The organism is Ruminococcus sp. RTP21484sp1_RTP21277st1_D2_RTP21277_210401 (assembly GCF_040924225.1).
Taxonomy (GTDB): Bacteria; Bacillota; Clostridia; order Lachnospirales; family Lachnospiraceae; genus Blautia_A; species Blautia_A faecis.
The window spans coordinates 17,393-37,284 of the sequence record NZ_JBCOMJ010000042.1 but is presented as its reverse complement, the minus strand read 5'-3'; the positions used below and the strand labels follow the sequence as shown (position 1 = coordinate 37,284).

General features: G+C 44.8%; 20 protein-coding genes and 2 pseudogenes. 1 reads left to right on the top strand and 21 read right to left on the bottom strand.

Translation table 11 applies throughout. The features are described 5' to 3' along the window. Positions 1 to 34: 34 nt before the first annotated feature. From AB5706_RS21080 to AB5706_RS21045, 8 genes are all read right to left on the bottom strand, one after another. Positions 35 to 277, bottom strand: coding sequence for a hypothetical protein (locus AB5706_RS21080; RefSeq protein WP_173772761.1), 243 nt, complete (start codon positions 275 to 277; stop codon positions 35 to 37). A gap of 58 nt (positions 278 to 335) precedes the next feature. Continuing rightward, entirely contained in the window at positions 336 to 962 is a 627-nt protein-coding gene (locus AB5706_RS21075; RefSeq protein WP_173735992.1) for an alpha/beta fold hydrolase, read from the bottom strand. 254 nt (positions 963 to 1,216) lie between these two features. Beyond that, positions 1,217 to 2,335 carry an AAA family ATPase gene (locus AB5706_RS21070; RefSeq protein WP_173735993.1) on the bottom strand — a complete coding sequence of 373 codons (1,119 nt, stop codon included), beginning with the start codon at positions 2,333 to 2,335 and terminating at the stop codon, positions 1,217 to 1,219. Next, a complete protein-coding gene (locus AB5706_RS21065; RefSeq protein WP_173735994.1) occupies positions 2,322 to 3,098 on the bottom strand; it encodes a DUF6414 family protein in 777 nt (258 codons plus the stop codon). Before AB5706_RS21065 ends, AB5706_RS21070 begins: the two co-directional genes overlap by 14 nt. A gap of 15 nt (positions 3,099 to 3,113) precedes the next feature. Then, the gene (locus tag AB5706_RS21060; RefSeq protein ID WP_173735995.1) at positions 3,114 to 5,879 is read right to left on the bottom strand and encodes a DNA methyltransferase; all 2,766 of its coding nucleotides are present in this window, start codon (positions 5,877 to 5,879) and stop codon (positions 3,114 to 3,116) included. A 15-nt stretch (positions 5,880 to 5,894) separates the two neighbouring features. Then, positions 5,895 to 6,101 (bottom strand): helix-turn-helix domain-containing protein, encoded by a 207-nt coding sequence (locus tag AB5706_RS21055; protein ID WP_005341250.1) that lies wholly within the window; start codon positions 6,099 to 6,101, stop codon positions 5,895 to 5,897. Positions 6,102 to 6,247: 146 nt separating this feature from the next. Beyond that, entirely contained in the window at positions 6,248 to 6,658 is a 411-nt protein-coding gene (locus tag AB5706_RS21050; RefSeq protein WP_173772760.1) for a single-stranded DNA-binding protein, read from the bottom strand. Between the two features lie 149 nt (positions 6,659 to 6,807). Continuing rightward, a complete protein-coding gene (locus tag AB5706_RS21045; protein WP_243880092.1) occupies positions 6,808 to 6,981 on the bottom strand; it encodes a hypothetical protein in 174 nt (57 codons plus the stop codon). 782 nt (positions 6,982 to 7,763) lie between these two features. On the opposite strand from AB5706_RS21045, the gene AB5706_RS21040 reads away from it, so the two are divergent. Continuing rightward, on the top strand, positions 7,764 to 8,279 hold the full coding sequence (locus AB5706_RS21040; RefSeq protein WP_173735997.1) for a DUF2798 domain-containing protein: 516 nt from the start codon (positions 7,764 to 7,766) through the stop codon (positions 8,277 to 8,279). 92 nt (positions 8,280 to 8,371) lie between these two features. Here the strand turns inward: AB5706_RS21040 and AB5706_RS21035 are convergent, their stop codons facing one another. The 13 genes and pseudogenes from AB5706_RS21035 to AB5706_RS20975 all read right to left on the bottom strand — a co-directional run bounded on the left by AB5706_RS21035 (position 8,372) and on the right by AB5706_RS20975 (position 19,850). Beyond that, on the bottom strand, positions 8,372 to 8,653 hold the full coding sequence (locus AB5706_RS21035) for a hypothetical protein (RefSeq protein WP_173735998.1): 282 nt from the start codon (positions 8,651 to 8,653) through the stop codon (positions 8,372 to 8,374). A gap of 14 nt (positions 8,654 to 8,667) precedes the next feature. Continuing rightward, complete coding sequence (locus AB5706_RS21030; protein WP_173735999.1) at positions 8,668 to 9,015, bottom strand: TnpV protein; 348 nt, start codon at positions 9,013 to 9,015, stop codon at positions 8,668 to 8,670. 202 nt (positions 9,016 to 9,217) lie between these two features. Then, a pseudogene (locus tag AB5706_RS21025) lies at positions 9,218 to 10,831 on the bottom strand (DUF4368 domain-containing protein). A 149-nt stretch (positions 10,832 to 10,980) separates the two neighbouring features. Further along, positions 10,981 to 11,340: pseudogene (locus AB5706_RS21020) on the bottom strand (type IV secretory system conjugative DNA transfer family protein); the annotation flags it as partial. 85 nt (positions 11,341 to 11,425) lie between these two features. Then, the gene (locus tag AB5706_RS21015; RefSeq protein ID WP_173736000.1) at positions 11,426 to 13,327 is read right to left on the bottom strand and encodes an AAA family ATPase; all 1,902 of its coding nucleotides are present in this window, start codon (positions 13,325 to 13,327) and stop codon (positions 11,426 to 11,428) included. Between the two features lie 16 nt (positions 13,328 to 13,343). Next, on the bottom strand, positions 13,344 to 14,957 hold the full coding sequence (gene mobQ, locus AB5706_RS21010) for a MobQ family relaxase (protein ID WP_330604870.1): 1,614 nt from the start codon (positions 14,955 to 14,957) through the stop codon (positions 13,344 to 13,346). Positions 14,958 to 15,091: 134 nt separating this feature from the next. Then, positions 15,092 to 15,385, bottom strand: a complete 294-nt coding sequence (locus tag AB5706_RS21005; RefSeq protein ID WP_118610504.1) for a DUF3847 domain-containing protein — start codon at positions 15,383 to 15,385, stop codon at positions 15,092 to 15,094. An 82-nt stretch (positions 15,386 to 15,467) separates the two neighbouring features. Continuing rightward, positions 15,468 to 16,298: a hypothetical protein gene (locus tag AB5706_RS21000; protein WP_227194785.1), complete on the bottom strand. Its 831-nt coding sequence runs from the start codon at positions 16,296 to 16,298 to the stop codon at positions 15,468 to 15,470. A 105-nt stretch (positions 16,299 to 16,403) separates the two neighbouring features. Then, positions 16,404 to 16,700, bottom strand: a complete 297-nt coding sequence (locus AB5706_RS20995) for a hypothetical protein (protein WP_117553194.1) — start codon at positions 16,698 to 16,700, stop codon at positions 16,404 to 16,406. 133 nt (positions 16,701 to 16,833) lie between these two features. Beyond that, the gene (locus tag AB5706_RS20990) at positions 16,834 to 17,025 is read right to left on the bottom strand and encodes a transposon-encoded TnpW family protein (RefSeq protein WP_173736001.1); all 192 of its coding nucleotides are present in this window, start codon (positions 17,023 to 17,025) and stop codon (positions 16,834 to 16,836) included. Positions 17,026 to 17,104: 79 nt separating this feature from the next. Further along, on the bottom strand, positions 17,105 to 18,979 hold the full coding sequence (locus AB5706_RS20985; protein WP_173772759.1) for a recombinase family protein: 1,875 nt from the start codon (positions 18,977 to 18,979) through the stop codon (positions 17,105 to 17,107). A 23-nt stretch (positions 18,980 to 19,002) separates the two neighbouring features. Further along, on the bottom strand, positions 19,003 to 19,377 hold the full coding sequence (locus AB5706_RS20980; protein WP_173736003.1) for a conjugal transfer protein TraG: 375 nt from the start codon (positions 19,375 to 19,377) through the stop codon (positions 19,003 to 19,005). Next, entirely contained in the window at positions 19,374 to 19,850 is a 477-nt protein-coding gene (locus tag AB5706_RS20975) for a PcfB family protein (RefSeq protein ID WP_173736004.1), read from the bottom strand. Before AB5706_RS20975 ends, AB5706_RS20980 begins: the two co-directional genes overlap by 4 nt. Between the last annotated feature and the right edge of the window lie 42 nt (positions 19,851 to 19,892).

The following is a 19,892-nucleotide window of genomic DNA, read 5'->3' as shown; positions in this document are numbered from 1 at the left end:
CTTGTCGTCGTGCCCGCCTCCGTGCGGGCATTTTTCAATTCAAGAGAGCGCCACAGGCGGTCTTTCCTATAAAGTAAGAAAGGCTATGCAATTCACAGCCCTCAAACGAAGCGAACTGCTTTTTTATAATCTCAATGGCAGAGTCTATTTCTGCTTTTGAATAAACGGAAGATGCTCCATAATCAATTTCCACTTTTGATGTATCGCCGTTCTTTCCGCATCCGGCAAATAGAAGAACCAGCACAATGCAAAGCATTACGGTTATAATCTTTTTCATAGTGAATACCTCCAAATACCGTTTTTTCGTTCTCTGCGACTTCCCGATAAACGGGAAGTTAATTGATACTATCATAAAATCTTTGCAACACGATTGCCAACTCTTCCGGAGCTTCTATGTTTGCTTCATGACCTGTTTTCATAAGTTCATGGAAGTTGGAATTGTTCAAATAATGAGAAAGTTTTTTTGAAGTTTTTTTGTTTGCATTGTCCTTCTCTCCACAAACGATTAATACCGGACAAGACACCTTATGAAGTGAGTCGCTGAAATCTAATTCAGCCATCGTACCACATAGGTTAATAACATCTGCTTTTTTGAAGCCCATTTTATTGAATGCCGAATTCGGCATAAGATGAAACAACATATTCTGAACTTTTAATAATTTTTTTGGCATTTTATATTGTGCTGCAATTAATACGAGTGCCTTTACTTTATCCGGGTGGTCTATCGCATAATTAAGTGTCAAAACAGCTCCCAGAGAAAGCCCACATAAAACAATTTCTTCGTTCTCCTTGTCGCATTCTGATGAGAATGCTGAATATAATTCCTTATATGTAGCAGCTTTCCCTTCTAACATCTCTGATAAACTCAAACTGCGACTGCTTTTCGATACTTTCGTTTCTTTTATTACTCTATTCCAACTGTCTGGTTTTTGCCCTAGTCCATGCAAATATAAATACTTCATATATTGTCACCCTTCAAATTTATATTTCACGCTTTCTATCACTTTATATGTCTGTATCTGAAATATTCAGCCACAAACTTTATCGGGGATAGGCACCTGTGCCGCAAGGGGAAACTCCCCTTGTACGAAATCTCTGATTTCGCTGTATTTCCCGGATTGAGATTTCTCAAAACCGGGAGCAGCACCGCAGGTCGCACAATACAGGCAGATGGAATTGCCTGTATAGAAGTGCGCTCTTAGCTTTGCTAAGAGAATTATACTTCTGTTTCACCGCATATTTTTTTAAGTGCCACAAGAGAGAAAGTATCTTTTATCAAATGTTTTATTTCTCTCGCATTTGACTGAGTAACTGCACCTTTCTTTATTTTGTCAAATAGCTCTCTATCTTCAATATCATAATCTTCCTTCAGTCTTTCTATTTCCCTCTCTGCAATTTTTTCTTTTGCTATACCTGACAAATCATTAAATTTAATAATTGAATCAAAACGGTTATATATCGGCAATCCTAAATGTTCTTTTATCTCATCAATTGTTTTATAATTTGAAGTACACATAATAATTGCCTTATTTACTACAACTTTATAATTATGATCTTCATAAATTCCTTCATCAAATAATTGATAAAATGCACTATGGAATATAGATAATGCTTTATCAAACTCATCAAACAGCAATACATTAGTTTCTCTAGCCAAAAGATCTTGCGCAAAACTTTTTTCGTTATATCTTCCACCAAAAATATAATTGGCTGACTCATTATTCTGATACATAGAAAATTGTTTTCTTAATAATTTTCCACCCATCAATTCTGCCATATATTGTGCGGATTCTGTCTTTCCAAGTCCTGAATCTCCATATAACAATATTACAACCGGCTTGCTTTGTTTACCATCTACCAGAGGATATATTGCTTGAAGCAATTTCTTTTTTGATTTTTCCTGTCCAATTACCCTTTCACTATATTGTCTATTAAATGTTTGTATCATTTCTTTTGAAACTTCCAAATATGGCTGTTGCGTTTCATGAATAATACTTTTATCAAATGTTCGGTATATCTGCTCTCGAATATTTTTCGGTGGATTTTGAATGTACATATTTGTTATGGACATTTGGAAAATAAAATTTATAAAGTTTATAATTACATGTTCCTGAACACTACAGTACTCATCAGCATGAATAACAAAATCTTGAACTCTCGGTTTCTTCTTTTTCTTAGACTTTGGTTCTGGCTGCCCTGGAATGTTAACAAACACATCCATTTTTTTATTACCATCATCAAGTTTCGCTGCCATTTCACTAAGATTTCTTGCACTTTTCGGAACAATCTTTTCAAAAGCTGAATCAGATCCTACAAAAATTTCAATCTTCTTCACGTACCACACCTGCCAATACTATGTCATAAACATCTAATTCTTTTTCTTCTTCATCAGCAGACTTTTCTCCCTCAACAATTTCTTCTGCTGTAGTCTTGTCTTCTGCTGGTTGAAAATCAAACTCTTTATCAATCGATAAATGATTTTCGCCACAACTTCCAACCTTTATTCCGAAATATGTCAGCTTCATTTTGCTTAAATCGACAAGGTTATAATTGTTTTTAAATGCTTGAAGGTTAAATCTCAATACGCTTTTCCGCTCTTTCTCTGTCTTTAAAAGCATGTCATAATAACCCCGCTCACCTAATATTGCCTCATTTAATTTTTCCATATCTATTGGCATTTCTTCTTTAGGCACAATTGTTAAATATGAACTGAGCATTTTATATAATGTCACAGAATTTTCCGGAGCATAAACACCACTATTCTCAAATTTTTTTACGTGTTCATCTTTCGATGCTGCCTGTATATAATCTGTAAGCAACGTATTTTTTATTGTTTTATCAAAAGCGCTGGTCAGCTCAGCGGAAGCACTGGCATCAACTTTTCCCTGAAATGTTGCTTTAATATAATTCAAAATATTAAAGCCGCTTTTTGCCTGAGCTTCAATTTCAGCAACTATTTTAGCTATTTTTTCTTTATTCTCCTGTGTTGACCAATCAAGTCGTCCTCCATTTGTAACATCAACATAATCTTGTGCAGCAGCTTCATCAAAATATACTATTTTTAGAAACTCTATTTTCTCAGTGTTTTTATTTTTCAACTTTTCTGCTCCTTACTATTTCTGTTCCTCACACAATTTCTGATATCTTTTCATAAGTTCTGCAACACAGGCAGCTTCGCTTTTATAGGCTTCACTGCCTTTTGTAAATCCATATGCCTGCATGACAGCCATGTCATTCTGTTGGTGAGCCTTTCGTAATTCTGGCGGCATGGTCAGTTCATCATATAACGTTGCAAGGCTACTATTTAGATACAAAGCTCTTGCATCCAAAATGCCTTGAGCTGTTTTCTCAATTTTCTGTCTTTGTTGCTCTGTAGGTGATGGCCATGGAAAATTGTTATAGACAATATCCTTTGAGTAACTGTAATCACTTTTTAAACGCATACACGTCACACGCATCCATGCCATATGAATATTGGAGATAATTATTCCAAAATCGTATAATGACGCATCTGGTATAACTTGAACTCTATCGGTTACAATTGTTCCTGCTTTGATAAAGCCCATAGGTACATAGCGTCTTGCCTGCGACGATACTCTTGGAACAATAATAAAATCCTTATCAACAGGCTGTGTCCTCTGTGCAAAAAGAGTTGGCGTATCAGCAAATTTTCTTATACCTGCCGCAACGCTATTTTCTCTGACTTCTTTGCACTTTCTAATTCGTTCCATAATCATCGGGCACTTTTTAAGTTCTTCTGGATCTGCTCCCACGAGCCACAAACACCATCGCCTATTTCCTTTGATATATTCTGATGCGCCTAAAAGAGGATGAACATATTTTTTAGCTTTCGGATCTTTCATAAGAAAATCTTCCAGATCTTCATCTTCAATAATCAAATTTCCACCATCTGCTGGTTTATTGCCGTATATCATCTTAGGAATGTCGCACAAAGGTTTATTCCGGCTACGTACTAATATATCATCTCCATTCATCAGATAACGATTTATATTTTCTGCCACTGTAGTTCTGCCATTATCGTACAAATATTTGGTTGAACGTGAGAATTTTGCAAATCCAATAATTACGCAATGTACATGGGCTTTTACACTGGCTTCACTGTCCCATACAAACGTTCTGTACGCAAAGTTAATAATATCATCCTGCATAAAGTCCCAAAATCTGGATACTGTTTCACCTTGAACAATTGAATTTGTTGATACAAAAGCAACTTCTATTTTTGTTCCCCGAATATAATCTGATGCTTTTTTATACCAGGCACAAACAAAATCAAGATTCTTTACCCCTGGAAAAATATTTTGCATATCTTGTTTCTGCTCAGCTGTCATAAAAGTAAATCCATGAAATGGTGGATTCCCCATAATATACGACACCTGATATTTTGGTACAATGCTCTCCCAGTCAATCTGTAATGAATTACCTTCTACAATAAACGCATTTGTCGTCAACGGCAGAAAATCCAGATTCATGTGAACGATGTCTTCCGTCTCTTTCATCATCTGTGATTCCGCAATCCATAACGCTGTCTTTGCAACTGTGACAGCAAAATCATTGATCTCAATTCCATAAAACTGATCAATAGAAACATGGATTGGTGAGGATTCATCAAATCCAAAAGTAATCTGTCCTCTCTGCAATTCTTTTATGACTTCATTCTCCAATCGACGGATACTGATGTATGTCTCTGTAAGGAAATTTCCACTTCCAGATGCCGGATCAAGCCACTGGAGATTTGCCAGCTTCGTCTGGAAATCCCTCAGTTTTTTATCTTTTGTTCTCTGAACCGTTATCTGCTGAATTTCTTTCAATTCATTTTTCAGTTCGTCCAGAAACAGCGGATCAATGACTTTATGAATATTTTCAATGCTGGTGTAGTGCATACCGCCGGAGCGTCTTGTCTCAGGATTCAGCGTACTCTCAAATACCGCACCAAATATAGTTGGACTGATTTCTGACCAGTCAAAATCTGCTGAAGCTTTTTCCAGCAAAAGATTTCTGATTTCATCCGTAAACTGTGGAATTTCAATATCCTCATTTGCAAACAGCCCACCATTTACATATGGGAACTGTGCCAGAGATTCTTCCATGTATGGATCTCTGTCTTCTGGTTTTGTATCAAGCACCTGAAACAGCTCAATCACAGCTTTTCTCATGTGCTTTGTATCAAATTCTTCCAGATAATCATGGAACATGCCATGCTGTCCAAAAATGCCGGCATCCTCTGCATACAGGCAGAATACTATTCTGACACAAAGGATATTCAGACTTTTCATTGCACGCTCTGTTGTCGGATCAACATATTGTTTTGCCAGTGCATCATACAATAATCCTACAATCTCACCCGCAGCAATAGAAACTTCCATTTCCCTCTGAAGATTTGTGTTTCCCTCGTCCACAAGGAACTGTAACCGATAATATTCTTTTTCCAGATCTTCCAACCGGATAATCTCCGGATCGCCACCCGGTTTTTCCATGTCATAAATATAGAATGACTGGAAATTGCTGGTCACAATCCATCTTGGTCTTTTTGAATAAGGCAATTCAGAAGAATATCTTTTTGCCTGTTCAAATGGTGTCAGCATAGAGCCGTCGGACTGCCGGATAGCAGCCGTCAGGCTCTTATTGATACTTTTCTGTTCAATCATGACATGAGTTTTCTCAATATACCCATCAATAAAACTGGTGTGGTCAAGGTGTACCTGATCCTCAAAAGAAATAAACTGTGATATTTCCGTTACACCAAATACCGTTGTCAGAAGCTCCACCCAAAAGATCTGACTGTCGCCTTTTTCATATCCACGGTCTTTCCAGTTTTTCGCAAATGCTTTCGCCGCTGCTCTTTGCTGTGTATCTGTCATTGCAGCAACCTCCTGTTACTCATCATCTGTAAATTCCATCATCTCATCAACAGTACAGTCCAGCTTCTTGCAGATCTTCTCAATCGTCTCCATTGATACATACTGGTTTTTTCCCATCCTGGCAAGAATGTTTCCGCTGATCCCGGTGAGGTACTGCATCTCTATCCGCTTCATATTTTTATCTATGAGCATTTTCCATAATCTGTTATAACTTACGCCCATAAGCTACCTCCATATTTCTCATTCAAATATATTTTGATTATATCACGTTTTCGTTAGGTTGAATACTCGCAATTTTTGATTTCTTCTGTAAAATGGAAAAGAGAATGCCCCGGCAAAGAGCAGCCTCTCCAACCATTTATTCCGGTTTAGTCAAATGGAATCTCATCTTCCGGTACTTCCATAAATCCGTCCTTATCTGTTTTCTGTGTTTCTGACAAATCTGCACCGGCACCGTTATCCTTGTTCTGAGCAAATTCATGTTCTTCGACGATCACATCTGTGGTGTAAATTGTTTTCCCGTCCTTGTCCTTATAATTACCGGTGCTGATACGACCGCCGATCACAATTCTCGTTCCCTTGTGAAGATATTTCTGTACAAACTCTGCACTCTTTCCAAATGTGACACAGGAGATAAAATCTGCTTCCTGTTCTCCGTCACGTTTATATCTTCTATTTACCGCAAGTGTATATCTTGCTACTGCCATATCATTATCTTTTCCGGCATATTTGATCTCTGGGTTCTTTGTCAGTCTTCCCATTAAAATCACTTTATTCATAATCGTTATCGTCCTTTCCGCAGCTACGCTTCCATTGCATATTCTTCATCATCTGGTTCATTGTCTGGCATAAACATTGTACATGCTTCCGGTGGATTGATATCATCCGGCGAAAACATTTTCTGAATCATTTCATATATGATCGGATACTAATATGCAATTTCTTCTCTTGCGAGGAATCTACATACCTTGTAAAGATTCTTTTTCATCTCTGCATCCGTTGCAAGCATGGCAGCCAGATGGATTCTCTCCCTTGTACAGTTCAGATTCGGGCATCCAAACCAGTGGATTATCTGCATTTCTTTCATTTTCAGTTCTGTCATAAACTGCTCCTTTCCGGGCATTTCGCCCTGTAAACATTGTTTTCAGTTTCATCCGTCCGGCGGTCTGGCGTGCGTTTCCCTTTTATCTGCAGTCGTCTCAGACTGCCTCTGCCTGCATCAGCAGGTCACTGACCATAAGGCTTTGGTCAGCCGCCCATCATCGGGAGTGTCATTATGATTCCGCTCACTCTCTGAAAAAGAAAGGTCATGGCAGAACTCCTGGTAGACTTCCAGGGTGCACTTATCGGTTGTCAAGGTTCAGCGAAGGAACATTCCAAAACGTCCTCTGATTACTAAAGTCAAATGACTTGGCATGATGCAAAAAATTCGTGATATTTTTTTGCATTTTTATCATTTTTTCTTTTACTTTTGTTAGTCCCTTCACTTACTCTGTACTGGGGCAGGCAAAAGAGGACATACTTAGGTAAAAAATTTTTAAAATAATTGTTCCTCTACCTATAAAGCCTGAGAAACGGTATTTACCAACCCCCTTTTGCAAGTTTTTTTGCATAAATGAAATATTCCCTCACTAATAGCAAGTTTCAGATGGTGTTTGGACGGTGCTTTCGCAGAAAAATTTATTTTTCCTACTAATCACACGTGGGAACTTGAAGAATGTCAGATGATTTTTTACTTTTCTTTTATATTTTGTGCAAAATTCCTATGACATCGAACTTCAATACCTGATAAAATAAATATGACATAAAATGTCGCTTATCCATTGTCAGACGGATAGGCGACATTTTTGTGTTTATATGAATTTTTTATAGGGAGGGCTTACTATGCCAAAAACAAAATTTCAGGAATTCATTTTTACTCTTATCACATCCGGTTGTATGATTTTTATCATGGGTGTTTATAATGTCGCCATCCACACCGGCGGACTTCAGGCTGCTACCTTCAAACACGCACTGCATTCTTTCCCATTGGAATGGTTCATCGGGCTTCTCTGTGCATTCTTCATCGCCAGCAAAACATCCAAATACTTTGCATTCCGCATAGCAAAACCAACTGACCGATCAATCTTTATCATCCTCTGCATCCAGACCTTCACAGTCTGCACAATGGTGCCACTCATGAGCCTGCTTGGAACCATCGAATCATCAGGAATCACTTCAAACCTAATTTTTATCTGGCTCCAGACCATTTGTCTAAATTTCATTATGGCTTACCCACTGCAGATTTTGGTTGTTGGTCCGTTCTACCGCTTCATATTCCGTCACCTGTTCGCCTCCACCAACCAAGGAATTAAATCTAAAGTCGAAAACGAAATGGAACAGCAGGGATTTGCAGAATAATCTATTGATAATACCGTATACTATAGTGCCTCCTGTGAGTTATCTATTTCCACACAGGAGGTCTTATCATTTATTCTTCCATATTTCTATTTTCAAATGTAACTATCATTTTCACACACCAGTCTTTCATAATCCAGAAATCCCCGAATATACATTTCTTTTGCCACAATCCCTTCCATAGCATTTTTCGCTGAAATAATTCTGTCCAATGCCTGCCACATCTCCTGTCCAGCATCTCTGAGGACTGGCTCCAGTATATCTATGTAATGATGAATTTCTGCTTCCAGAGAAAGCATCTCTGGATCCGATTCAAGAAATCTTTCCAGTTCCTGCTGGTATTCTTCATAATAACATTCAATCAATTCTCTTCTCATATCCGGAATCCCCCTTATATATAAATCAGTTCCTGCTTGATGATTTCAGCAGCCCGGTTGCGGATATTGTTGCAGTAGCGTACCCATTCCATAGGATTCTGTCTCTTCAGTTCCTCGGTAACTCCCTCCGCACTTCGCATTTGAGCTTCAATCAGCTCAAAGCGTTCCTGTGCCTGTTCATTCATATCTGCCAGATAGCTGTCCAGTCTGGTGGTCAGAAGAAGATATGTATAAGTTCCAGATTTATGTTCTTTCAGATATTTCTTCCGAAGTATTCCCCAGAATCCAATCGGTCTGGTTTCCTCCGGATAGTAAAGATTCGGTAAATAATAGTCTCCCACTTTTGTGTATTCGATTTTCATAATGATTTCCTTTCGCTTTTCATGAAATTGTCATGTTAAATGCGTAGGATGTGCAGTTTTTCATTAAAATCTTTTCACATAGAAGACATTAAGTGCTTGATACCCTGTGACTTTGCTTGTGTGTGGTAAAGAAGCAATAGAAGTGTAAAATTTTTTGCCGTTCCTATCCGGCACTTGCGCAAGGTGTCGGATAGGTCGGGCATTATTCGTCGGGAAGTTCTACCTTGCCGACAAAGCTGTAATAAATATCAATGTCCTGTCTGCGTGTGCCGTTCTCGTCATAGCTGCACTCATGGACAACGATTTTTTCAATAAACTCCCGCAGCAGGGTGTGGGTCAATTCCTCAAAGCTGGTGTACTTGCGGACAACTTTCATAAACTTTTCCGCATTGACCGTGGCTTCCTGTGCCTTTGCAAGTTCCGCTTGCAGTTCGGCGGCACGGCTCTTGACCTGTTTCTGCTCGGCTTCATAGTCTGCGGAAAGTTCTGCAAAGCGTTCATCAGAAATACGCCCGGTCACGCTGTCCTCATAAAGCCGCTTGAAGATAGCAGACAGTTCCGCAATTCGCTTTTCGGCTGCGTCCAGTTCCTTTCGCTTGGCAGCGTTGCGGCGTTTGCCACCGTCCTCGTTCTGCTCGATCAGCAGCTTCATAAACTGCTTTTCGTGCTTGGCTGCATAACTTGTCACTTTTTGCAGATTGGCAGTCACACCCGCTGTCAAAAGGTCGGTGCGGATAAAGTGTGCAGTGCAATCGTGGGTACGCTTCTTGTAGTTGCCGCAAATGTAGCAATCCTGTTTTCGGGTTTTGTTCTCATATCTCTGCTGATAGAGGACGCTCCCGCAATCGGCGCAGAACAGCAAGCCGGAGAACAGACCGACTTCATCATAGCGGTTCGGACGCTTGCGCTGCTTGCGTAATTCCTGCACACGCTCCCATGTGGCAAGGTCAATGATAAGCTCATGGGTATTCTCGAAAATGACCTGTTTTTCTTCGGGATTTTCCACGCTTGATTTGACCTTGTAGGACACTTTCTCGGTCTTGAAGTTTACCGTATGCCCCAGATATTCCTTGCGTTCAAGGATATGGACGATTGTGTTAGTCGCCCACTTATAGGGATAATCGGGGTAATAACGACGGGTGCTGCCCGTTCTGCGGTATTCCAATGTACCCGGTGTGGGGATTTGCTGCTCGGTCAACACACGGGCAATTTTGGTTGGACCGTTCCCGGCAAGGCACAAGCTGAAAATCTGCTTGACCACTGGGGCGGCTTCTTCGTCCACGATAAAGCGTCCATCCTCGCCTTTGAGATAGCCATAGACCGGCTGACTTGTGATAGGCTTGCCACTCATGCCTTTGCTGCGGAAAACTGCCTTGATTTTCTTGCTCGTATCTCTCACCATCCATTCGTTGAAGATATTACGCAGAGGGGCAAAATCATTGTCGCCCTATGCGCTGTCCACTCCATCGTTGATAGCGATAAAGCGAACACCCCTTTGCGGGAAAATCATATCCGTATACATTCCCACTTGGAGATAGTTTCGCCCCAATCTCGACATATCCTTGACAATGACCGTTCCGACTTTCCCGGCTTCAATGTCCGCAAGCATGGCTTGAAAACCGGGTCTTTGGAAGTTCGCACCGGAGTATCCATCGTCCGTGTACCATTGGAGATTGGTAAAACCATTCTATTTTGCGTAGCTTTCCAAAATACGCTTTTGGTTAGAGATGGAATTACTCTCGCCCTGCAATTCATCTTCATGGGATAATCTCGGATAAAGGGCGGTAATAAGGTTTTGGGTTGTCTGTCTGATCATGGTTTCCTCCATTTCCGACAGCCAGCCCCGCTATTCCGTAAAGGAATTATATCACACGGGGCGGCGGTCGGTGCGGTCATTTTTGTTCTGTTTGTTTTCTGTCATAGGCAACTCCTTTCATTTCAGCAGTTCTTTCAATCCGTTCAGCTTTCACTCCGGATATAAGCGAAAGGATTGTAGTGCATTGATTTTTTAAAGTTAATGATGTTCAGAACTTTTACTTTGTACCCGTTCTTTAACAGCATTTTCCCACACTCCACAAGCACCGTTCCTTTCGGATCAGTGACAACGTAGGAGCTGTGCATCTGCATCAGGTTGGGTTTCACAAAAAAGCGAGTCTTGCCGGAACCGGAACCGCCGATAACAAGAATGTTTTTATTTCTTGCATACTTCGGCTGCTTTGGTCTGCCCGACATCATCAGCCTTTCCGTTTCTGTCAGTATGACATTGTTCTCAAAGACCGGATCGACATAAGGCTCTATATCCTTTGCATTTCCCCATGAAGCGTTTTGTCAAGTGCTTTTTTGAGTTATTGACGCAAATTATCGTGAAAGTGCGAAAGTGCAAAGTGCAAAGGGTCTGCGTTTTGCACTTTCAGCTTGCGGGTTCGGGTGGTTGCTTCTTCTTGATGAAGTTGTACCATTGACCGCCGACACGCCTTGCGCCTAAAATGCCGCCCATGTTGCGCTTGGCGTTCTGTACCGTCCTCTCGGATATTCCGGCTTCGACTGCGGCTTTTACAATGTCCTCGCTGGCAAGCTCTTTCCCGTCTGCAAGCAGGTCAAGTATCAGCCTTTCGGCTTGCTCGGTTTTGGTGGCGTTGTTGCCGCCCGCGCCGGACAGCAGTTCGTCGGCGGTGATGTCGTATTCGCCTATCCACGAAAAGCCCGTTTCCGGGTCAAGGCAAAAGGCAACGGGCTTGCCCTCCGGCGCAAGGGAAGATTTGTCATGGACGATAACGCGCACATTCGGCTCTCGCTTCACGCGCCCGATCAGCAGGACGCTCCTTGCTGCGGCGCGGAAGTCGATAGAACCTAAGCCCCGGTATGCGCTCTGCCCTCCGGCAGCTTTGTTGAGATGTCCGATAAGGATAACGGCGCACCCGGTACGCTCGGCAACATCGGCAAGGCGGCGGAACATGGGGCGCACTTCGTTTGCCCGGTTCATGTCGGTCTTTTCGCCCATGTACGCCTGTATGGGGTCAAGGATAATCAGCCGCGCCCCGTTCTGCGTGATTGCCTTTTCTATGCGCTCGTCGGAGAGGGTAAGCTCCCGCTTGGCTTCATCAATCACAAGTACCCGGTCAAGGTCTGCGGCGGCTTCTATCAAGCGTGGCTTGACGGTATCGCCCAGCCCGTCCTCGGCGGTCTGGTAAATTACTTGGAATGGCGGCAAGGGCTTCATTCCCGGCAGCGTTCCCCCGGTGGTGCAGGCGGCGGCAAGGCGTAGGGCAAAAGTGGTCTTGCCCTCGCCGGGATTGCCCTGCACAATGGTTACTTTCCCAAAGGGAATATACGGCTCCCATAGCCATTCAACGGTCTGTGTGTCAACCTCGCTCATGCGGATAATCTCAACGGTTTCTTCCTGCGGCGGCTCTTTCAAGCCGTAGATTGCTTCCCGCAAATACTTCCCGTCTGTGATTTCTGCCCGGTGCTGCAATACCTCGTTCCAGTCCTTGAAAAGAGGGATAAGCCGATGGACGGTCAAGCCCTCCGGCACAAGCTCTGCAAGGCGGCTGCAAGCGTCGTTTCCGGCTTGATCGCTGTCAAGGCAGAGGTACACGGTCTTGATGTTCGGACGGTCAGAGAGAAAGCGCAACAGGGCTTTTTCTCCCACGCCGCCCAACGCCAGATAGCTTTGCTTCTGCCAGTCCTTTTTGAACAGGCAGAGGAAAGATAAGAGGTCTATCGGGGCTTCAAAGACAAACAACCTTTCGTCCTCGCCACGGTAGCAGAAGTTAAAGGCTTTGTCGCTGCCTTTCACATCAAGCCGAAAACTCCCGGCTGTGCCGCGCTGATGGGCGTATCGCGGTATGCCGCTTTCATCTCTGCCGACAAATACGGCGTTATGGTGGGCGGCTTCCTCGTAAATATCCCCGGTGGAAAAGAAAAAGCCCGTCACATCTTCATCAATGCGGCGGGCTGCTGTGAGGTAGTTCCTCGCTATGCGGTTGTCGGTGCTGCGGGGTGGCAGTCGGAAGTCGGATAGGGGCGCGGGGCTTGGTCTGTCCGGCGGCGGGGCGGCTCCTTTTTCGCCTGTCAGCAGTTCAACGGCTTCGGTGAAGCTCTTGCCGAAAAACTCCATGACAAAATCAACGGGGCCGCCGCCTTTGCTTTGGCTGTGCCTGTACCATTTGTTTCCCCGGATAGTCAAGCTGTCGTGCCGCTTCCAGCGGTATTCATTTCCGGCACGGGTAAGCTGCTCGCCCTGTGATTGCAGGAAAGAAACAAGGTCGGCTTGGTTGGCGCGGTCTATCTGTTCTTGGGTGTAATACATAAAAGTTCAACTCCTTTCAGCGGTCTATATCATGCCGTTTGGTGCGGCTCTGCGTCTGCTCCGGTTGGTCGGCGCGGAGTGCAATATCCACGCATTTGCGGATTTTTTGAAGCTCTGAAACATTGGTGCGGGTATCTTTCAGTTTGGTATAATCGCTGTCCCTCTGTGTTTTGAGGTCAGCATATTCCTGTTCCCATTCCGCAATAGGCAAGGTCTTTGTTCCTTTCGGCAGATTTGCATGGAGATAGCGACTTGCTGCGTTCCATAGGGTCAGCTCGGCGCGGTGGGCTTCCTCGTACTTATCGCGCTTGTTTGTCCAGCCGTTTTGCAGCTTTTTCAGTTCATCGTGAATGGGCTTGTACTCTGTGTAGTTCTTCCCGTATTCAATTAGCTTTTGCAGCTTCTTCATGCGTTCCTCGGCGGTTTTCATTCCCTCCCGGATTGAATAGGCTCTATCACTGACAGAGGAAAGAGAAGCGTCCAGCTCGTCAAGATTAGAGATACCATGCTCGGAAAGATAGTTGACCGCTGCCGCTATGGTTTTCAGTTCGTCGGCTGCGTGTTGGTGCTGCCAACTTTGCGAATACTTCCGGCTCTTTTCTCTCTGAACGCTCAAATACTTCATCAACAGATTTGCAAGGTTGGGAGATTGCGGCGGCTGCTTCGGGGCGGTTTCCCACACTTTGAACAGGTCGGCAATCCATTCTTTGAGCTTCCCAATCTGCACCCGGATTTCCCGTATAAGGCGGTTTGCTTTTTGGATATTTCGGTTCAGTTCGCCTTTCTCGGTGGCTACACCTTTCTTCTCCATCTGGCAAGCCGCCACGCCCATGTGGACGGTGGGTATCTCGTCAATGCCGCGCTCGGCGTTGCTGCGGTGGTCGATACGCTCCGGGCTTCCGTTTCTCTCCAAAAAGTCGTTGGTATAGTCAGCCCACGCCTTGCGCCACAAAAGGGTGTTGTCCTTGTCGTTCCAGCCTGTAAGGTCAATTTTGTGCGTCTTGTATCTGCCGCTTGGCAAGCGGATACGCTCACCGTTTTCATCAAGGTCATATTCCTTTTTGGATTTCGCCGCCCACGCGCCGCGCCCGTCAAGGGGGCGCATAGTCAGCATGATATGACAATGGGGATTGCCGCTGTTGGTGTCGTGGATAGCAAAATCCACACACATTCCTCTGGAAACAAATTGAGAGGAACAGTATTCCCGGACAAGCCGGATCTGTTCCTCTCTGGATAATTCTATGGGGAGCGCCGCGTCAATCTCTCTGGCAAGCTGGGCGTTCCCGGCTTTCTCGTAAAGCTCCACGCTGTTCCACAAGGTTGAACGGTCAGAGAATGAGGGTGGCGCGTGGGGCGGCAGCATGATTTCTGTATGGACAACGCCGCCTTTGCGGGTGTAGTCATGGGTCATTCCGTCCCATTCGTTTGTCAGCTTTTCGCCGCTTCGGTAGGCGGCTGCGGCAACGGCTGATTTGCCTTTTCCTCGGCTCACAATGCCGATGTTCCAATGGTAAATGGCTATGGGTATCACCTCCCGGATAGGATAATAAAACCCGCAAAAAAGGTACAGACGCCAACGGCGGGTGTACTGTTTTTGTGGGTGTGCAGGGATAGCCGCAAAGCGGCGCAAGGGGTGCAGCCCCTTGTTGCGGCAAAGCCGCCATATCGGAGCGCGGGGAAATCTCCCTGTGCGGAGATAAGCCCTCGGCAGAGCGCACACGCCCGCAAGGGTGTATAAGTGCGCCCTTAGTTCCTAAGGGATTTTCAGCTTGTCGCTCCCTCGGCTCGTTTTTTCAGATATTCCCGCGCTGGTTCACTCGTCAAGGCAAGCCGGAGAAGTGCTGTGGCTTCCTCGTCGGTCATGTTCTTTGCTTCCGGCACAATGCTTTCAAAGACTGCGCCCCGGACGATAAGGCGGTGGCTGCGCGTTCTGCGTTCCTCTTTGGATAACTTCTGACGCAACATTTTTTCCCGGTTCTCAAACTGCCGAATTTTCTTCTTTCCGTCCTCAATCTCGGCGGTCAGTTCTTCAAAGGTTTTTGTTCTCGGTTTCGTCATGGGTGGTCGCTCCTTTCTGCCTGTCGGCATAGAAAAAGGACAGTCGATTTTCTCGGCTGCCCTTGTGGGTGGCTATTCAATTTCAGTCTGCTGTTTTCAAATATATAAAATAGCTTGCTGTTCCGCCATAGCCATTTTCAGTATTCCATTCAGCTGTTACTTCATAAATATATCCGCCCAGTTTAAGAGTGAGTACGTTTCCAACAATAGTTACATCTTCGCTGTTTGTAGCAGGCTCTCCCCAATGTTCGTCACTCCAGCACTGCACACTTAAAATTGTATCTGGGTCTTCTGTAAATCTTAATGTAGCTGTTGTTTCTGTTGTTTCAAATGGCGGGGACAACAGATCCTTGCACTCTAACGGGTGTGGGCTATCAGCTATTGTGCTTTCAGCAGTTCCGTCAATATTTGTTTTTTGCCACGAATAAGTTCCTAATACTGCGCCGATAGCGGTTTCGTCACTCACAACGCTTAATGTGGGCGGTTCTTCCAAAATTATATTGGCAGTCCCAGAGTTTAGTAATTCATTTGCATAGCTGTTGAGTGCTTCACATGGCTCATATTTTGTCTTATAACCGATACCGTCAATGACAATAAATGGGTTATACGCCATAATATCTGTTTGTGTACCGTCTACCATAGTCAAGGTAAAAACAACGCCTTGTCCATCATACTCTGTGTAAGAATTATCCTCATTATAGACAACAACATCATTCAAATATTCAACTAATTCTTGGATATTTTCAATCTCAATCGTTTTGTCTGGCGGTGTTAATAACACTTTAGCGGAAACAATCTGCGCTGCGTCCAAATCCTTATACGGTTTTTTCCCCTGTTGTGAAAAAAATACGATTACCGCGATACCTACTAAAATGATACAAGCTATTGCAATCATCAATCTCTTTTTTCTCATGGAACAAGCCTCCTGTTCTTCTCTGTTACTTGTATAGACGAAAAAATTGAAAGGAAGTTTCACTATCTATAAATATCATAGCACATGGTTATGAATAAATCCACCTCATTTCAGCCTGTCAGTGGCCTTGTTTTCTCTGGCAGACCGCCGCGCAGCTTCCCGCCGTTCCTCGTTGTATGGGGCGGTCAGACGGAAAGAGAAACGCCCCTTTGCAATATCAAACTCCATGCAGTCCGTTTCGGGGTCTGCGTCGGTCTGGCGGCACTGGTCGGGGTGCTGTCCGGCGTAGGCGGCAAGCCGCTTCTTTAAGTCGGTGTTGTGGGTGCGGATATGGATAAGGGGGTCTTTCTCGTCAAACCAAATATCGGTGGTCTTTTCCTGCTTCGTAAGCCCTGTTCTCATAAACTCTCCTTTCTGCGCCCCTGTTACGCAATAGGGGCATTTTTCGGGTGTTTTTCCCGGCTCTTGACTTGGGGAAAATGAGGATTTTCAAATAGAAACCGCCCAGACGGGGAGTGTATCGTCGGGGCGGCTGTTATCGCAAGATTTCCGTTTTTTCCGGTTCTTGACCGTCAAACGCGGATAAACGCGAACTGTCGGCAAGCACCAGTTTGAGCAGCTTGTCGCGGAATGTTTCTGTGCTGCTGTGATTGAAAAATAACTCCGCAACAATGGTCTGCCCGTTCCTCTGGGTCGTGATGATACTGTCGGGGGTCTGTTTTGCCATAGGCGGCTCCTTTCTTTGGGCGCAAAAGAGGGATTTCCCGTAGTTCGGAAAATCCCTCTTGGTTGACGGTTATTCTGTTTTACTGTGCGGGCTGTGCGGCGGCTGCCTGTGCCTTTCTCTTTGCCCGGTATTCCCGCGCTTTCATGCGGTCATACTCCCGCTGCTTTTCAAGATTTCTCGCCCGGTATTCCCTTGAATAGTTGCGGTGGTAGGCGCGGCTCTTTTCCTTTTTGGCTTCTTCGATTTCCTCCCGCATTTGCCGGATTTCCTGCTCGGTCGGCTCTGCAAGCTGTGTCACTTCGTTCTCAAACTTGCCGATATAATTGAAATATATGCTGATGTGCTGGATTGCGTATCTCGCCCTTTTCTGGTCGCGCTCATGCACTTCAATCCGGCTGATAAACTCGTTGAGAATGGCGGGGGTAAGCTCGGTAAAGGCGGCATGGCGTTCCGTCAGCTTCAAAAACTTCTGCGCCCGTCCTCCCGCGTTCTCATAAGCGGATAGCTGTTTTTGGAGCGTGGCAAGCTCCGCTTTCAGCGTGTAGTATTCTTCCGAATACTTCTGCGACATCTGCTCATAACGGTCTTGCGGGATCGTGCCGAGGGCGTTGTCCTCATAGAGCTTGTTCAGCACCTTGTCAATCAGTTCAAGGCGCGTCGTGATTTGCGGAATACGCTTCTGCTGCTTTTTGGTCTGGTCGGTCTGCTGCATGGCAAGGTTCTTTTTCACTAATGCTTCAAACTCCGCCCGGTTGCTGATAGAATAGTCCTCGATTTTCTTCAGCACTTCCGCGATGGTCTGCATGAGCAAGTCCGCGTCCATGATGTGCGGGGAATGGCATTTGGGGTTCTTGGCTTTTCCCTTGTGGTACTCGCTGCAAAAAGCAACGTGCCGCTTGCCGCCGTTCCGGTAATCTATACGAATGTGCATTTTTGCGCCGCAGTCCTTACAGAAAAGCAAGCCGGATAAAGGGTGGATTTCCCCGTCCCCGTTGGGGCGTCTGACGGGTGCGTTTTCCAAAATCCGCTGTACGGTTTCAAAATCGCTGCGGCTGATAATCGGCTCATGCACATTTTCTGTGATGTGCCACTGGCTCCGGTCTACATAGTGGTTATGTTTATCCCGGAAATGCTTTGTGGTCTTGAAGTTGACCACATCGCCGCAATACTCCTGCCGTGTGAGGATATTGGTCAAGGTGACTTTGTTCCACTTGCAGCGGTTATCCTCGTTGAGCGTCTTATTTTTACAGGTTCCCCGCCCGCGGTCTTTCATGTAGAAAGTGGGGGTTGGGATTTGCTCCTGTGTCAGATGTACGGCGATTTGGTTGCGGTTTTTCCCGCCGATAAACAGACGGAAAATCAAACGGACAACCTCGGCGGCTTCTTCGTCGATTATCCAAAAATCCTTGTTGTCCGGGTCTTTGACATAGCCGTAAGGGGCTTCGGTGACAATCGGCTTTCCACTCATACCTTTGGTCTTAATGCCCGTTTTCACTTTCTTGCTGATGTCCTTTGCGTACCACTCCGACATGATATTGATAAAGGGCGCAAACTCCAATGTGTCGGGCTTCTCGCTGTCTATCCCGTTGTTGACCGCGATAAAGCGCACATTGTTCCGTCTGAATATCTCCATCGCGTTGCCGACTTGGAGATAGTCACGCCCCCAGCGGGTGAGGTCTTTCATAATGCAGACACCGATTTTCCCGTTTTCCACATCGTCCATCATGCGGGAGTAGGCGGAACGGTCAAAAAATCTGCCGCTTTCGTCATCGTCGATGTAGTGCCGGATATTGGTTAGGTGCTGCCCTCTGGCATAGTTCTCCAAAAATATTCTTTGGTTCTGTATGCTGTTGCTCTCGCCGCCGTCCCTGTCCTCGTCGCCCACGGAAAGGCGGGAGTAAAGGGCTGTAATTTTGCTATAATCAGTCATGTGCATAACCTCCTGTGCGTCCATGTATGTGTCATTTACACTTAAAATTATGCACTCCACCTTGCGGAACCGTACTCTACACCCTGCCTAAACTTCTTGGCATTCTTAGCTTTGAAATACACCACAATACGGAGCGCAACGCCGCCCACAATACCGACCAGCAGATCTTTCGGGAAAAAGCTCGGCAACGGATTGGAAAACAAATCATTCATCCCGTTCATGGCTGCCATCATCTTATCGGAAACGTTGCTCCCCGGCGATACACGCCACAGCCACGCTATCTTGTCACAAAAATACCCTGCAAGAATATACGGGAGATTCATAAGAATGAGCTTCTTTTTATCCACGCCTGCGGTCTTAGCCTTCAGCGTTTCGGGAATGGCTTTTAAGTCTTTGACAATACCGTCTATAATCTTACTCATAGCGACTGCCCCCTGTCTTTCTGGTGTTCCCTTGCTCTTTCCCTGTTCTTGTCCTTTCCAAGCAGCTCCCTGAACTCTGCCAGCTTCTCCTTTACGGATACTTTGCCACGCTTCTTCTCATTAACTTTCACAAATTCCTTAAATGCCTGTGTGATCACATCGGCATCCTTGCCCTTGAAAAATACCATATACTTCGGCGGTTCCACCGTCTTGTCCTTTTTTACAGCAAAGTCAACATTGTATTTCCTTGTCACTCGTTCAAAGGACTTGATGTTGTTATCCGTAACCTCAATACTCGAAGCTCCCATACCTTGACCGACCAGCTTTTTCACTGACATTTTTCCATGTGTTGCCTGTTGTCCGGCTTTTCGGCGCTCCAGATACATCTTCATGGCTTTTTTCAGTACATCGGCAGTCAGCCTTGAGGACTTGAAAACAAGGGCAATCGTTTTCTGTGTAACTTCCTCCTGCATGGTTTTCCTCCTTGATTTTTTGTAGCTGTAATTCCGCTATAG

Excerpts from the sequence above, each read along its gene's own strand:
- AB5706_RS21000 (WP_227194785.1), bottom strand. The coding sequence starts at position 16,298 with ATGAGAAAAAAGAGATTGATGATTGCAATAGCTTGTATCATTTTAGTA.
- AB5706_RS21060 (WP_173735995.1), bottom strand. The coding sequence starts at position 5,879 with ATGACAGATACACAGCAAAGAGCAGCGGCGAAAGCATTTGCGAAAAAC.
- AB5706_RS20995 (WP_117553194.1), bottom strand. The coding sequence starts at position 16,700 with ATGAGAACAGGGCTTACGAAGCAGGAAAAGACCACCGATATTTGGTTT.
- AB5706_RS21005 (WP_118610504.1), bottom strand. The coding sequence starts at position 15,385 with ATGACGAAACCGAGAACAAAAACCTTTGAAGAACTGACCGCCGAGATT.
- AB5706_RS20980 (WP_173736003.1), bottom strand. The coding sequence starts at position 19,377 with ATGAGTAAGATTATAGACGGTATTGTCAAAGACTTAAAAGCCATTCCC.
- AB5706_RS21050 (WP_173772760.1), bottom strand. The coding sequence starts at position 6,658 with ATGAATAAAGTGATTTTAATGGGAAGACTGACAAAGAACCCAGAGATC.
- AB5706_RS20985 (WP_173772759.1), bottom strand. The coding sequence starts at position 18,979 with ATGGACGCACAGGAGGTTATGCACATGACTGATTATAGCAAAATTACA.
- AB5706_RS20975 (WP_173736004.1), bottom strand. The coding sequence starts at position 19,850 with ATGCAGGAGGAAGTTACACAGAAAACGATTGCCCTTGTTTTCAAGTCC.
- AB5706_RS21075 (WP_173735992.1), bottom strand. The coding sequence starts at position 962 with ATGAAGTATTTATATTTGCATGGACTAGGGCAAAAACCAGACAGTTGG.
- AB5706_RS21055 (WP_005341250.1), bottom strand. The coding sequence starts at position 6,101 with ATGGGCGTAAGTTATAACAGATTATGGAAAATGCTCATAGATAAAAAT.
- AB5706_RS21035 (WP_173735998.1), bottom strand. The coding sequence starts at position 8,653 with ATGAGAAGAGAATTGATTGAATGTTATTATGAAGAATACCAGCAGGAA.
- AB5706_RS21040 (WP_173735997.1), top strand. The coding sequence starts at position 7,764 with ATGCCAAAAACAAAATTTCAGGAATTCATTTTTACTCTTATCACATCC.
- AB5706_RS21045 (WP_243880092.1), bottom strand. The coding sequence starts at position 6,981 with ATGACAGAACTGAAAATGAAAGAAATGCAGATAATCCACTGGTTTGGA.
- AB5706_RS21030 (WP_173735999.1), bottom strand. The coding sequence starts at position 9,015 with ATGAAAATCGAATACACAAAAGTGGGAGACTATTATTTACCGAATCTT.
- AB5706_RS21015 (WP_173736000.1), bottom strand. The coding sequence starts at position 13,327 with ATGTATTACACCCAAGAACAGATAGACCGCGCCAACCAAGCCGACCTT.
- AB5706_RS20990 (WP_173736001.1), bottom strand. The coding sequence starts at position 17,025 with ATGGCAAAACAGACCCCCGACAGTATCATCACGACCCAGAGGAACGGG.
- AB5706_RS21080 (WP_173772761.1), bottom strand. The coding sequence starts at position 277 with ATGAAAAAGATTATAACCGTAATGCTTTGCATTGTGCTGGTTCTTCTA.